We start from the raw sequence: 12,524 nt of genomic DNA, 5'->3' as shown, positions 1-12,524 counted from the left end.
CGTACGGGTCCGCTCGCCGGTCACGGGAGCGGACGCGCGGGGCCGCGGACGGGACCGGGTGCCACACTCGCTCCCGTGACCGACGCCCTCCCGGACGACCGTCGCGCCGAGATCGTCGTGGCGCTGCGGGCAGCTGGCGCGCGGTTCGGTGGACGGCGACGACCCGCAAGATCTTCGTGGACGAGCTGCCGCGGATGCACCGGGCCGACGAGGACTTCCGGAGGAGCATCCTCGGTGGTCGATGAGGCACGTGTCCTGGTGCTGTTGCGGTCGATCCGGGCGGACCTGGCGTTCCTGGACCGCGAATCCGGCGCCGACGACTCCCGGCGAGCGGACGAAGCCTGGCTGCGCGGGATCGAGTACGCCTTCGTGACGGCGATCGAAGGGTAAGTGGACATCGCGCAGCACCTGGCGGCCTCGGAGTCGTGGGGCGCTCCGGCCACCAACGCGGCCGCCGTCCGGCTGCTCGGGCGGCACGGGGTGCTCGATCCCGACCTCGCCGATCGGGTCGGCCGGGCGGTCGAGTTCCGCAACGTGCTGGTGCACGACTCCGTCGAGGCCGACGACTCGATCGTCCTCGCCCGGCTCGCCGACCACGGCGACCTCGACGCCTTCGTCGTCGCGGTCCTCCGATGGCTCGGGACCAGCCGGAGCTGAGCTGTCAGCTCGCGGCCTGCCGGACGAGCTCGTCCGCCTTGTCCTTCGACACCTGACCGGAGAGCCCGCACATCGTGCACTGCACGACGTGGCGGGTGCGGACCTTGAAGGTCGGCACGAAGAACAGCGTGAACCGCGTGACGAGGCGGGTCACGGTGTGCGCGGCGGGATGCCCCTGCGGGCAGGTCAGCATCAGCACCGCGAGCTGCGTCGCGGTCCGCCGCGTCCCGAAGATCAGCATCAGGCGCCCAGCCGGGCCGCGCCGGCCTCGATCCGCTCGTCGGAGGCCGTGAGGGCGATCCGGACGTGCCGCCCGCCGTCGGGCCCGTAGAACTCCCCCGGCGCGACGAGGACGCCGCGCTCGGCGAGCCACGCCACCGTCGTCCGGCACGTCTCGCCGCGGGTGGCCCACAGGTAGAGCCCGGCCTCGGAGTGGTCGATCGTGAACCCGGCCTGCTCCAGCGCCGGCCGGAGCACGGCCCGGCGGGCGTCGTAGCGCTGACGGGTCTCCGCGACGTGCAGGTCGTCGGACAGGGCCGCCGTCATCGCCTCCTGCACCGGGCGCGGCACGATCATCCCGGCGTGCTTGCGCACCGCCAGGAGCGCGGCCACCAGCGTCGGGTCACCCGCGACGAACGCCGCCCGATAGCCCGCGAGCTGCGAGGTCTTCGACAGCGAGTGCACGGCCAGCAGCCCCTCGAGCGATCCGCCGTGCACCCGCGGGTCCAGCACCGACACCGGGTCGGAGCCGGGTCCGGGGAGCCCGAGGTAGCACTCGTCGGAGGCCACGACCGCGCCGATCTCCCGCGCCTCGGCGACCCGCGCGGCCAGCGCCTCGACCGGCAGCACCCGGCCCGTCGGGTTCGACGGCGAGTTGAGCCAGACCAGCCGCGTGTCGCGCGGCAGCGGGGCGTCGTCGGGAACGCGCACCGCCTCCGCGCCCGCCAGCAGCGCCCCGACCTCGTAGGTCGGGTACGCCAGCGACGGGATGGCGACGGTCGCGCCGCGCAACCCGAGCAGCGTCGGCAGCCAGGCGACCAGCTCCTTGGAGCCGATCGTCGGCAGCACCGCGTCGGGTTCGAGTCCGGCCACCCCGAAGCGACGCGTCAGCGCCTCGACCACGGCGTTGCGCAGCGCGGGCGTGCCGTGGGTCTGCGGGTAGCCCGGTGAGTTCCAGGCCTCCTGCAGGGCGGTCGCGACCACGGCGGGCACCGGGTCGACCGGGGTGCCCACGGAGAGGTCGACGACGCCGTCGGGGTGCGACCGCGCCGTCGCCGTCTCCGCGGCGAGACTGTCCCAGGGGAAGTCCGGAAGCGGTGGGAGACTCACTCGCCCTGCGGCGGGAGGCTCGGCACCGGGCCGGCGTCCTTGTCGACCTTCCCGACCTTCGAGGCGCCGCCCGGCGACCCCAGCTCGTCGAAGAAGTCGACGTTGGCCTGGGTGTAGACGGACCACTGGTCCGGCACGTCGTCCTCGTAGTAGATGGCCTCGACCGGGCAGACCGGCTCACAGGCACCGCAGTCGACGCACTCGTCGGGGTGGATGTACATCATCCGCCCGCCCTCGTAGATGCAGTCGACGGGGCACTCCTCGATGCACGCCTTGTCGAGCACGTCCACACACGGTTCGGCGATCACGTACGTCACGTCGGCTCCTGCTCCCTACTCAGCTCAAGTGTCCTCACCACCGGGCCGGTGGTGGTCGGCCCGCACACGGCGATGAAACGCCCCCGCAGTATTCCGTTCGGCGGCGCGTCGTGCCCGGGCGGGTCTCCCGTCCCACGACGTGTCGACCACCACACCTGCGGCGGGCCGGCCGATCCGGCTACCCACGCTCCCGGGCGACCCACGCGGCGGCCCGCTTCGCCGCCCGCTTGAGGCCCGAGCGCTCGGCCTTGTACGCGCCGAACGCGCCCACGACCGGCAGGTTCGCGAGGGCCCGCCAGAACCGCCGGCCCTGCGGCCGCCGCCCGAGCTCGTCGTGCAGGGCGAACAGCGAGCGACCCATCCGCCACACCGCCCGCGCGAGCGAGCGCAGGCGACTGTCGCCGGAGTGGTCGCGGTGCAGGTCGCCGGTCAGGTCGGCCGCGTCGCGCTCGACCTGGTCGCCGTGGGCGTCGCCGTCCGGGGTGAGGTCGCGCTCGAACAGCACGGCCGCGAGGAGCCGGACCTGCTCGTCCCGCCCGGTCAACCCGTGCTCGCCCGCGATCGCGCACACGACGAGGCCCTGCGCGGAGAGCCCGAGGATGTCCGAGACGGGCAGGCGACGCGCCAGGGCGCCGCCGATGCCCGGGAACGCCGCGATCGCCGAGGTGAAGCGACCCACGCGCCCGACCCACCACTGGTCACGCTCCTCGGGCGACATCACCGCCCAGCGCGGGGTGCCGGGCAACCGGGACGTCGCGAGCCGGTCCAGCACCCGCCCGCGCAGCCGGCGCACGGTCCGGCCGATCTTCTGCACCCGGCCCTGCGCCGGCGCTTCCTCCTGCGCCGGCCCCTCCAGCTCCAGCGAGCGCCGCTGGGCGAGCTTGCCGAGCCGGAACGGGTCGGCGTCGCGCAGCCCGGAGAGCACCGGGCCGGTCGCGGCGACGAACGGGCGCAGCACGCTGATCATGTACTCGTCGGAGACGGCGGCCATGCCCGCCTCATGCCCGAATGCGGGGGTGGCCACACCGCATGGCGTGGGTCACAGTGGGCGGGTGGACGTCCGGGCGAACGTGGTGCGGGCTGCGGTCGGCCCGCAGCTGACCGCCCTCGGCGCGCACTACGGTGCGAGCCGCGCCGGAGCGGTCTCCTGGTGGTTCCCGCCCGCCGGACGCCGCGAGCGGCGCCTGCTCTTCCGGCCGGTGCAGGGACTCGACGAGTGGGAGGTCGAGTACGCCGAGCACTCCGCGGACGGGCGCCGCGTGCTCCGGCACGCCACCCGCACGGTGCACGCCTCGCGCGCCGGGCTGGGCGACGCCGTCGAGGAGCTCGTCGGGCGCGGCCTGCCCCGGCGGCGTGGGGAGCCCGTTCCCGACGCCGGGTCGGGTCCGGTCGTGATCGACGGTGCGGCTCCCGGCCCGCGGGCGGCCGCCGCCGCGGCGGCGGCCCACCGCCCGCCGCCACCGCCGCGGTCGGTGCGGGTCGGCGACGGGGTGCTGGGCATGGTCGTCGCCGTGGCCCTGTTGGCGGCGTGCCGGATCGACATCGATCTGGCGCCGAACATCGCGGCGTTCGCGGTGCCGATGCTGGGCGTCTCGGCGGTGTGGACGCTCATCGGGCTGTCCGGGGCGGAGCACCGGCGCCGCTGACGACCGTGTGCGTCCCGCACACGGTCCGGCCGACCCACTGCGCTCCTCTGGCGTGTTGCGCCCCGCACACGGTCTGGCCGTGCGACCTCCCCCGGCGACCGTGTTGCGCCCCGCACACGGTCTGGCCGACCCGCTCCGCGGGCGCGTTGCGTCCCGCAAACGGTCTGGTCGGGCGGCCGCACAGCAAGATCACGACTTCGGTGGCGACACGCGCAAGATCTGATGCGACTCGCCGCCGAAGTTCCGATCTTGGTCGCGCACCCAGTGCGACCCGCCCCGGCCGTGCGCGTCCCGCAACGCGTCCACGCACCCACACGACCCGCCCCGGCCGTGTGCGCCGCGCAACGCGGCCACGCACCTACACACCCCGCCCCGACCGTGTGCGTCCCGCAACGCGCCTACGCACCAACACACCCCACCCCGGCCGTGTGCGCCCCACACACGTGTCAGCGCACCGAGGGCGGCCGGAGATCGTCGCTCAGGCGTCCACCGGCGGCGTCGGGCGGACGGGACGGCTCGCCATCCACACGCCCGGGAACAGGCCGGCGGCGATCAGCACGAGCGACCGCCAGTCCGCCGGGAACGTCCCGACCCCGGTGGGGCTCCAGAACCCGAAGACCACGACGACGAGGAACCACGTCACGAGCGGTGCGAACACGAGCCGCGACCCCGGGAAGCACCGGTCCACCACCCGCACCGCCACCGGTGTCGTCACCGCCGCCACGAGGATCGACACCGGCAGCGGCACCGACCCGACCTCGAAGGTCAGCCACGCCACCTGGGTCAGCGCCAGCAGGGCGACGTCGAGCAGGACGACCGCCAGGACCGTCACCCTCACGCCGAGAGCGCCGCCAACCCGCCGTCGGGACCCCGCAGGAGCACGAAGCCCTCGACCCCGACCACCGGCTGCGCCAGCTCGTTGGAGAGCGCGTAGGCGGGCGGCTCGGACCCGTCGTCGTGCACGGTGATCTGGGTGGCGTGCGCGCGGAGCGCCGCGAGCTTGCGCACCCGGGCGGGGCCGAGCTCGATCCGCACGGTGACGGTGTCGTCGGGAACCGTGGGCAGGCCGCTCACGTCCGGCACGGGCAGTCCGAGCCACGACCGGCGGCGCAGCGCCTCCAGGCCGCGTTCGACGTCGCCGTACGGGGAGACCGCCGCGTACAGCGCGACCCGCTGGGCGAGCGGATCGATCCGCTCGACGGCGCCGCCGGCGATCTCGTGGGCGCGGACGTGGTCGGGGTGGCCGTACCCGCCGGAGGCGTCGTAGCTGATGACGACGTCGGGGGTGGTCTCGGCGAGGATCTCGGCGAGCTGGTGGACCTGGAGGTCGACGTCGGCCCGCGTGGCGAACGCACCCTCGGACAGGTGGGCGGGTGCCGCGGCGCGGATGCCCTCACCGGTGGAGACCATCCCGGAGTCGTGCCAGCGGCCCTCGTCGCCGAGGAACCGGTGGTCGGTGACCCCGAGCGCCGCGCAGGCGGCGGCCAGCTCCTTGGCGCGGTACGGCGCGAGGTCCGCCGAGCCCTCCAGGTACTTCAGCTCGGGCGGGATCACCTCGCCGAGCTCGCCGAGCGTGCAGGTGACGAGCGTGACGTCCCACCCGGCGTCGACGGCCCGGGCCATCAGCCCGCCGCACGTGATCGTCTCGTCGTCGGGGTGGGCGTGGACGAGCACCATGCGGCTCACTCGGTCCGGTCCTCCGCCGGGAGGTCCCCGAGCGTGGCGAACGCGCCGAGGATCGGCTCCACGTCGCCCGTCGTGGTCCACGACCGGATCTGGTCCGCCGAGCGCCGCGCGAGGCAGGCCCGGTGCAGGTCGAACTCGTCGGCGTGCAGGACGACGTCGGCGCGCTCCGGGTCGCCGTCGTCGGAGGACCAGGACCACTCCTTCCCGACGAGGCCGAGCGTGGTCCCCTCGGGCAGCCGGGCGCCGACGCGCGGGGCGAAGCGGTCGCGGATCAGCGCCACGCCGCCGGAGTCCTTCCCGCCGGGCACGCCGAGCGCACCGCGGAGGTCCTGCTCGTGGATGATCACGTCGCCGAGCGGACGCGGACCGTTCTCGCGCATCCAGGCGCGCAGGGGTTCGGCGGTCGCCCGCCACTCCTGGATCAGCTGCGCCACGGTGTGATCCCGCCGGGCCGCGACCTGCTTCGCGGTCCAGGTCTCGTTGTGGTCATCGGGCTCGTCGCCCGCGACCACGTCCGTGCCGAGCCCGACCACGTGGCTGAACAGGTCGCGCACCGTCCAGTCCGGGCAGGACGGGACGCGGCGCTCCACCTGCTCCGCGCTCGCCCCCTCCAGGAGCGCGATCACACGCTCCTGGGCCTTGCTCCACTCGTCGATCGGGTCCACACCGATCATCGTGCCAGGTGGGTCGGACACCCCGAATCCCGTTGCGGGCAGCGTCATGCTCTCCGGAATGGACATCGCACTCCTGACCATGACGCCGGACGAGTTCGAGCACTTCCGGGAACGCCAGGAACGCGAGTACGTCGAGTCCCTGCGCCGGTCACGCTCGGCGGAGGCCGCGGAGCGGAAGGCCCGGAACGACTTCGCGCGTCTCCTCCCCGACGGCGCGGACACGCCGGGCCACCGGCTGCTCACGGTGTGGAACAGGGAGCGCACGGTCGGCCAGGTCTGGCTCGGGCCCTCCGAGGACGCCGACGACATGGCCTGGCTCTACGAGATCCGGATCGACGAGGACCTGCGGGGCCAGGGGTACGGCCGGGCGGTCATGGCCGCGGTCGAACGGCTCGCGCACAGCGACGGCGCGCAGCGGCTCGGGCTCAACGTCTTCGGCGGCAACCACGCCGCGATCGCGCTCTACACCTCCGCCGGCTACGAGGTCACCGCCCAGCAGATGGCGAAGCCGCTGAGCGGGGAGTGAGGCCGCGCGGCCCCACTCCCCTGCGGCTCACGCCACCGGCAGGACCTGCCGCACTTCGGCGAAGTGGCACGCCGAGGGGTGGTCGCTCGACTCCCCCGCCACCAGCGGCGGCTCCTGCTCCGCGCAGATCGCCTCCGCCTTCGGACAGCGGGTGCGGAAGCGGCATCCCGACGGCGGGTCGGCCGGGCTGGGGACGTCCCCGGTCAGCCGGATGACCTCCCGCTTGCCCCGCAACGACGGGTCCGGCACGGGCACCGAGGACAGCAGCGCCTGCGTGTACGGGTGGGTCGCCCGCTCGTAGATCGACTCGCTGTCGCCGATCTCGACGATCTTGCCGAGGTACATCACGGCGACCCGGTCCGACAGGTGCCGGACGACGCCCAGGTCGTGGGCGATGAAGACGTAGGAGAGCCCGAACTCGGTCTGCAGCTCGCCCAGCAGGTTCATCACCTGGGCCTGGATGGACACGTCGAGCGCGGACACCGGCTCGTCGCAGACGATCACCCGCGGCCGCAGCGCGAGCGCCCGGGCGATGCCGATGCGCTGGCGCTGACCGCCGGAGAACTGGTGCGGGTAGCGCCGGATGTGTTCGGGGTTGAGCCCGACCACCTCCAGCAGCTCCTGCACCTTCCGCCGACGGTCGGCCTTGGGGGCCACCTCGGGGTGGATCTCGAACGGCTCGCCGACGATGTCGCCGACCGTCTTGCGCGGGTTGAGCGAGGTGTAGGGGTCCTGCAGCACGATCTGCATGTCCCGACGCCACGCCTTGAGCGCCGCGCCCGACTTCGCGAACAGGTCCTCGCCGTCGAAGGTGACCGTGCCCGACGTCGGGGGCTCGAGGCGCATGAGCACCTGGGCGAGGGTCGACTTGCCGCAGCCGGACTCGCCGACGACGCCCAGGGTCTCCCCGGGGTGGAGGTCGAACGAGACGCCGTCCACGGCGTGGACCTGGCCGATCGTCTTCTTGAACAGCACGCCCTGGGTGATCGGGAAGTGCTTCACCAGGTCGCGGACGGACAGGATGGGATCGCTCACGGCGTGAGCACCTCCTCGACGGGTGCGGCCACGAACTGCTCGGCGAAGTGGCACGCGGCGCGGTGGCCCTCGGGCCCGGCGGCGGGGTCCTCGAGCAGGCGGAGCAGGGGCAGCTCGGTGCGGCAGCGCGACTCCGCGTGCGCGCACCGCGGGTGGAACGGGCAGCCCGGCGGGATGTTCGTCAGCGACGGCGGCAGACCCGGGATCGGGTCGAGCTCCCCGCGCGACGAGTCCAGGCGCGGGACCGAGGCCATGAGCCCGCGGGTGTAGGGGTGCGCGGGGTGGGCGTACAGCGTGGACGCGTCCGCCTCCTCCACGATCCGACCCGCGTACATGACGGCGATCCGGTCGGCGACCTCGGCGACGACGCCGAGGTCGTGGGTGATCAGGATCATCCCCATGTCGCGCTCGCGGCGGAGCTCGTCGAGCAGCTCCATGATCTGCGCCTGCACCGTCACGTCGAGGGCGGTGGTGGGCTCGTCGGCGATGAGCAGCTCCGGGTCGAGCGCGAGCGACATCGCGATCATGGCGCGCTGGCGCATGCCGCCGGAGAACTGGTGCGGGTACTCCTTCACGCGCTGCTTCGCGTTCGGGATCTTGACCTGGTCGAGCAGCTCGGCCGCCCGTACCATCGCGTCCTTCTTCGACATGCCCCGGCGGAAGCGGAACTGCTCGGCGATCTGCGCCCCGACCGTGTAGACGGGGTTCAGGGCGGACAGCGCGTCCTGGAAGATCATCGCCATCGACTCGCCGCGCAGCAGCCGGCGGCGCTCCCGGTCCGCGCCGAGGAGCTCCTCGCCCTTGAACCGGACCGCCCCGCCGGTGATGCGCCCCGGCGGCATGTCGAGGATGCCCATGATCGTCTGGGCCGTGACGCTCTTGCCCGACCCGGACTCACCGAGGACCGCGAGGGTCTCCCCCGCCTCGACGCGGTAGCTCACGCCGTTGAGCACGGACGCCGTGTCGGCGCCCTTGCCGAACTCGACCCGCAGGTCCTCGACCTCCAGCAGAGGTGCTGCGTCGCTCATCGGGTCACCGTCCTCTCGGGTCGAGTGCGTCGCGCAGGGCGTCGCCCATCATCACGAAGGCGAGGACGGTGACCACCAGGAACGCGGCGGGGAAGAACAGCGCGTGCGGCATCTGGATGATGCGCGCCTGGACCTCGGAGATCATCACACCCCAGGACACGACCGGGTCCTTCAGACCGATGCCGAGGTAGGACAGCGTCGCCTCCGCCCCGATGAACACACCGAGCTGGATCGTCCCGTAGACCAGCACCGGCGCCAGGCAGTTCGGCAGCATGTGCCGGAACATGATCCGCAGCGGACCGGCGCCGAGGGCCCGGGCCGCCTTGACGTAGTCCTGCTGCGACGAGGCCAGGGCCGCGGCCCGCATGATGCGCATGGCGAGCGGCCACGACAGCAGCACGATCGTCAGGACCACCTGCACGATGAGGCGGGTGGACCCGACGATCTCGCCCGGCTTGTTGAGGCTCGTCAGGATGACGATGCCACCGAGCACGAACGGGATGCCGGCGAAGATCTCGCCGACGCGGGAGAGCACCGAGTCGGTGAGCCCGCGGAAGTAGCCCATGGCGAGGCCCGCCAGCGAGCCGACGACCACGGTGCCGAGGCTGGCCAGCAACCCGACCGCCAGCGACGGACCGGCGCCGTAGATGGCCCGCGCGTAGACGTCGCGGCCGAAGAGGTCCCGACCGAACCACGACGACGCGTTCGGGGCCTCGCCGGAGCGGTCGAGGATCTGGAAGGTCGGGTCGACGCTGGTGAACAGCGACGGGAACAGCGCCATCACCAGCAGGACGACGATGACGACGCCCGAGATGATGAAGAGGGGGCGACGCCGCAACTGCTTCCAGGCGTCCGACCACAGCCCGGACTCGGCCTCCGGCGTGACGATCGCGCCCTCGTCGTGACCGGCGAGCGAGGGTTCCTGACGCAACGTGTCAGTCATAGCGGATCCTCGGGTCGAGGACCGCGTAGAGCAGGTCCACGACCAGGTTGACGACGAGGTAGATGATCACCAGGAGGGCGACGACGCCCACGACCTGAGTCTGCTCCTGACGCTGGATGCCCGTGAAGACGAGACCACCGAGCCCGCGGATGTTGAACACGCCCTCGGTGACCACGGCGCCGCCCATGAGCGCACCGAGGTCGGTGCCGATGAAGGTGACGACGGGGATGAGCGAGGTCCGCAGCATGTGGGCCAGGACGACCCGTCGTCGGGACAGTCCCTTGGCCACCGCCGTGCGCACGAAGTCCGCCCGCGCGTTCTCCATGAGGCTCGTCCGCGTCAGGCGCGCGACGAAGGCCATCGACAGGCTGCCGAGCACGAGTCCGGGCACGAAGAGGTCGAGGATCGTCGGGTCCGGCGGCACCGAGGTCCGGATCCACCCGAGCTCGACGCCGAAGACCTGCTTCACGACGAGGCCGGTGACGAAGACGGGCAGCGAGATCAGGAAGAGCGTCGAGACGAGGATGAGCGAGTCGACGTAGCCCCGGCCGCGCAGGCCGGACACGAGGCCGGCCGTGATGCCGATGACGATCTCGATCACGACGGCGACGAGCGCCAGCCGGAAGGAGATCGGGGCGGCGTTGGCGATGAGGTCGGAGACCTCGTTGCCGCTGAAGGTCCGGCCGAAGTCACCGGTGAACAGACCGCCCAGGTACTTCAGCCACTGGACGATCACGGGGTCGTCCAGGTTCAGGCGGGCGGTCATGGTGGCGACGTAGCTCGCCGGGCACTCCCGCTGTCCGCACTTGCCGGCGAACGGATCGTCCGAGAGACCCCAGACGAGGTAGTAGATGATCAGGGTGGTCCCCAGGAACACGGGGACGAGCTGCAGCAGGCGCCGCAGGGTGTAGCGGCCCATCGGTCCTCCCAGACACGGGACGCGACCCGGCGGCGGCCGGCCCCCCGTCGTCGGGAAGGCCGGCCGCCGCCGGTGGTGGTGGTCGTCGGTGCCCGTCAGCCCTGCGGCTTGAGCACGAACGCGGAGGCGTCGATGCGGTTGAGCGGCGTCTGCAGACCGGTCTGCACCCGCTGCCCGTCGCCCCAGATGACCGGCCGGCTCCACAGCGGGATGGCCGGCATGTCGTTCAGGGCGATCTTCTCGGCGTTCGCGTAGGCCTGGTTGGCCGCCTCGATCGTCGGGGCCGCGTCACCGGCGTTCATCGCCGCGTCGAACGCCGGGTTCGAGTAACCGGCGTCGTTGGCGGACGCCCCCGTGCGGTAGAGCTGGCTCAGGAACGTCTCGATGTTCGGGTAGTCGCCCTGCCACGCCGCGCGGAACGGACCGGTGTACTGCTTGGCGTTGGCGAGGCGGCGGGCCTCCTGGAAGGTCGGGACCGGCGAGTACCGGACGTCGATCCCCAGGTTCTGCCGCAGCTGGTTGGTGATCGCCTGCATCCACTCGTCGTTGCCGCCGTCGGAGTTCGCGACGAGCGTGACCGGACCCTGGATGCCGCCGGCCTGGGCCAGCAGCTGCTTCGCCGCGTTCGGGTCGAAGGTGCAGAACTGGCCGCACTGGTTGGGCACGTAGCCCTGCACGGTCGGCGTCGCGTAGCCGTCGGCCGGCGTGTAGATGCCGTTGAACAGCTGGTTGATGATCGCCTGGCGGTCGATCGCCATCGAGAACGCCTTGCGCAGCAGCGGGTTCTGGAAGCGCGGGTCGTAGGTGGGGAACGCGAGCGCGGTCGTCACGAGGCCCGGCACCATCTGGGCGCCCGCACCGAGGTCCTGGCGCCACCGGTTGCCGGCCAGGGCCGACGACGGGATCTGCCGGATGTGGTCGAGGCTGCCCGAGACCACGTCGGAGTAGGCGGTGTTCAGGTCGGAGTAGACCCGGAACTGCAGGTTCTGGACCTGCGCCTTGTCGTCTCCGGCGTACTGGTCGTAGCGCGCGAGGTCGAGCTCCTGGTTGGGCGTGCGCGAGACGAAGCGGAACGGGCCGTTGCCCACCGGTGCGGCCTCGTAGCCGGCCCGGTCGGCGAAGAACTTCTGCGGCATCGGGAAGTACGCCGTGTAGCCCAGCGTCACCGGGAAGATGGTGAAGGGCTGCGTGAGCGTGACCGTGAACGTCGTCGGGTTCACCACGCGCAGGCCGGACATCTGGTTGACGGTGGCGTTCTCCGGGCTGACCTGGTCGTAGCCCTGGATCTTCTCCATGAACGACTGGTTCTGCGCGCCGTTCGGGCCGAAGGCGGTCCAGTTCCAGGCGTCGACGTAGCTCTGCGCCGTCACCGGGGTGCCGTCGTGGAAGGTCCAGTTCGGCTTGATGGTGATCGTGAACGTGCGGTTGTCGGTCGTGGTGATCGACTGCGCCATCGCGTTCGAAGGCTGACCCGTCCTGGGGTCGTACTTGACGAGACCGGTGAACAGCGCGTCGATCGCGTCGCCACCGTTCTGCTCGTTCGTCGATCCGGGGATGAGCGGGTTCTCCGGCTCGCCCCACTCGATCGACACGGTCTGCGCCTGGTCGCCGCCACCGCCGCCTCCCCCACCGCACGCGGTGAGGACGAGCGCACCGGCCGCGACCAGTGCTCCGACAGCAATCCAGCGCGACCGACCGCGCCTGGTGAACCTGGTCACCACACCTCCAGAAGACGTTTGACAGGCGGGATCGCCGCCGTGCGCA

Annotated in this window: 16 protein-coding genes; 4 read left to right on the top strand and 12 right to left on the bottom strand. The window is 72.3% G+C overall.

All coding sequences use genetic code 11. From position 1 onward, the window contains the following. Positions 1-75 precede the first annotated feature (75 nt). Positions 76-390 (top strand): hypothetical protein, encoded by a 315-nt coding sequence (locus ACQPYX_RS05420; protein WP_433801890.1) that lies wholly within the window; start codon positions 76-78, stop codon positions 388-390. Next, positions 391-657, top strand: coding sequence for a type VII toxin-antitoxin system HepT family RNase toxin (gene hepT, locus ACQPYX_RS05415; protein WP_433801889.1), 267 nt, complete (start codon positions 391-393; stop codon positions 655-657). Positions 658-661: 4 nt separating this feature from the next. Here the strand turns inward: hepT and ACQPYX_RS05410 are convergent, their stop codons facing one another. The 4 genes from ACQPYX_RS05410 to ACQPYX_RS05395 form a co-directional block, all read right to left on the bottom strand. Next, positions 662-898 carry a zinc-ribbon domain-containing protein gene (locus ACQPYX_RS05410; protein ID WP_433801888.1) on the bottom strand — a complete coding sequence of 79 codons (237 nt, stop codon included), beginning with the start codon at positions 896-898 and terminating at the stop codon, positions 662-664. Further along, positions 898-1,986 (bottom strand): succinyldiaminopimelate transaminase, encoded by a 1,089-nt coding sequence (gene dapC, locus ACQPYX_RS05405; protein WP_433801887.1) that lies wholly within the window; start codon positions 1,984-1,986, stop codon positions 898-900. The genes ACQPYX_RS05410 and dapC overlap by 1 nt, the downstream gene beginning before the upstream one ends. Beyond that, positions 1,983-2,303, bottom strand: coding sequence for a ferredoxin (gene fdxA, locus ACQPYX_RS05400; RefSeq protein WP_018335253.1), 321 nt, complete (start codon positions 2,301-2,303; stop codon positions 1,983-1,985). The genes dapC and fdxA overlap by 4 nt, the downstream gene beginning before the upstream one ends. Positions 2,304-2,481: 178 nt before the next feature. Continuing rightward, entirely contained in the window at positions 2,482-3,327 is an 846-nt protein-coding gene (locus tag ACQPYX_RS05395; protein WP_433801886.1) for a hypothetical protein, read from the bottom strand. A 28-nt stretch (positions 3,328-3,355) separates the two neighbouring features. Between ACQPYX_RS05395 and ACQPYX_RS05390 the strand changes: the two genes are divergently transcribed. Beyond that, the gene (locus tag ACQPYX_RS05390; protein WP_433801885.1) at positions 3,356-3,949 is read left to right on the top strand and encodes a hypothetical protein; all 594 of its coding nucleotides are present in this window, start codon (positions 3,356-3,358) and stop codon (positions 3,947-3,949) included. 478 nt (positions 3,950-4,427) lie between these two features. On the opposite strand, the gene ACQPYX_RS05385 is transcribed toward ACQPYX_RS05390, so the two are convergent. Genes ACQPYX_RS05385 through ACQPYX_RS05375 form a run of 3 tightly spaced genes read right to left on the bottom strand, consistent with a single transcriptional unit; the run spans position 4,428 to position 6,309 of the window. After that, the gene (locus ACQPYX_RS05385) at positions 4,428-4,787 is read right to left on the bottom strand and encodes a hypothetical protein (RefSeq protein WP_433801884.1); all 360 of its coding nucleotides are present in this window, start codon (positions 4,785-4,787) and stop codon (positions 4,428-4,430) included. Beyond that, positions 4,784-5,626, bottom strand: coding sequence for an N-acetyl-1-D-myo-inositol-2-amino-2-deoxy-alpha-D-glucopyranoside deacetylase (gene mshB, locus ACQPYX_RS05380; RefSeq protein ID WP_433803676.1), 843 nt, complete (start codon positions 5,624-5,626; stop codon positions 4,784-4,786). Before mshB ends, ACQPYX_RS05385 begins: the two co-directional genes overlap by 4 nt. Before the next feature lie 5 nt (positions 5,627-5,631). Beyond that, the gene (locus tag ACQPYX_RS05375; protein ID WP_433803675.1) at positions 5,632-6,309 is read right to left on the bottom strand and encodes a maleylpyruvate isomerase family mycothiol-dependent enzyme; all 678 of its coding nucleotides are present in this window, start codon (positions 6,307-6,309) and stop codon (positions 5,632-5,634) included. A 58-nt stretch (positions 6,310-6,367) separates the two neighbouring features. Between ACQPYX_RS05375 and ACQPYX_RS05370 the strand changes: the two genes are divergently transcribed. Continuing rightward, a complete protein-coding gene (locus ACQPYX_RS05370) occupies positions 6,368-6,835 on the top strand; it encodes a GNAT family N-acetyltransferase (RefSeq protein WP_433801883.1) in 468 nt (155 codons plus the stop codon). Between the two features lie 27 nt (positions 6,836-6,862). On the opposite strand, the gene ACQPYX_RS05365 is transcribed toward ACQPYX_RS05370, so the two are convergent. The 5 genes from ACQPYX_RS05365 to ACQPYX_RS05345 form a co-directional block, all read right to left on the bottom strand. Beyond that, positions 6,863-7,870 (bottom strand): ABC transporter ATP-binding protein, encoded by a 1,008-nt coding sequence (locus ACQPYX_RS05365; RefSeq protein WP_433801882.1) that lies wholly within the window; start codon positions 7,868-7,870, stop codon positions 6,863-6,865. Beyond that, entirely contained in the window at positions 7,867-8,898 is a 1,032-nt protein-coding gene (locus ACQPYX_RS05360) for an ABC transporter ATP-binding protein (protein ID WP_433801881.1), read from the bottom strand. The genes ACQPYX_RS05365 and ACQPYX_RS05360 overlap by 4 nt, the downstream gene beginning before the upstream one ends. 4 nt (positions 8,899-8,902) lie before the next feature. Beyond that, positions 8,903-9,841 (bottom strand): ABC transporter permease, encoded by a 939-nt coding sequence (locus ACQPYX_RS05355; protein WP_433801880.1) that lies wholly within the window; start codon positions 9,839-9,841, stop codon positions 8,903-8,905. After that, on the bottom strand, positions 9,834-10,760 hold the full coding sequence (locus ACQPYX_RS05350) for an ABC transporter permease (protein WP_433801879.1): 927 nt from the start codon (positions 10,758-10,760) through the stop codon (positions 9,834-9,836). The genes ACQPYX_RS05355 and ACQPYX_RS05350 overlap by 8 nt, the downstream gene beginning before the upstream one ends. 95 nt (positions 10,761-10,855) lie before the next feature. Next, complete coding sequence (locus ACQPYX_RS05345; RefSeq protein WP_433801878.1) at positions 10,856-12,478, bottom strand: peptide ABC transporter substrate-binding protein; 1,623 nt, start codon at positions 12,476-12,478, stop codon at positions 10,856-10,858. Positions 12,479-12,524: the final 46 nt, after the last annotated feature.

Source organism: Actinomycetospora sp. CA-084318, assembly GCF_050955885.1.
GTDB lineage: Bacteria > Actinomycetota > Actinomycetes > Mycobacteriales > Pseudonocardiaceae > Actinomycetospora.
Note: the sequence above shows the minus strand (reverse complement) of the source record. Positions and strands in the feature narration are given on the sequence as shown.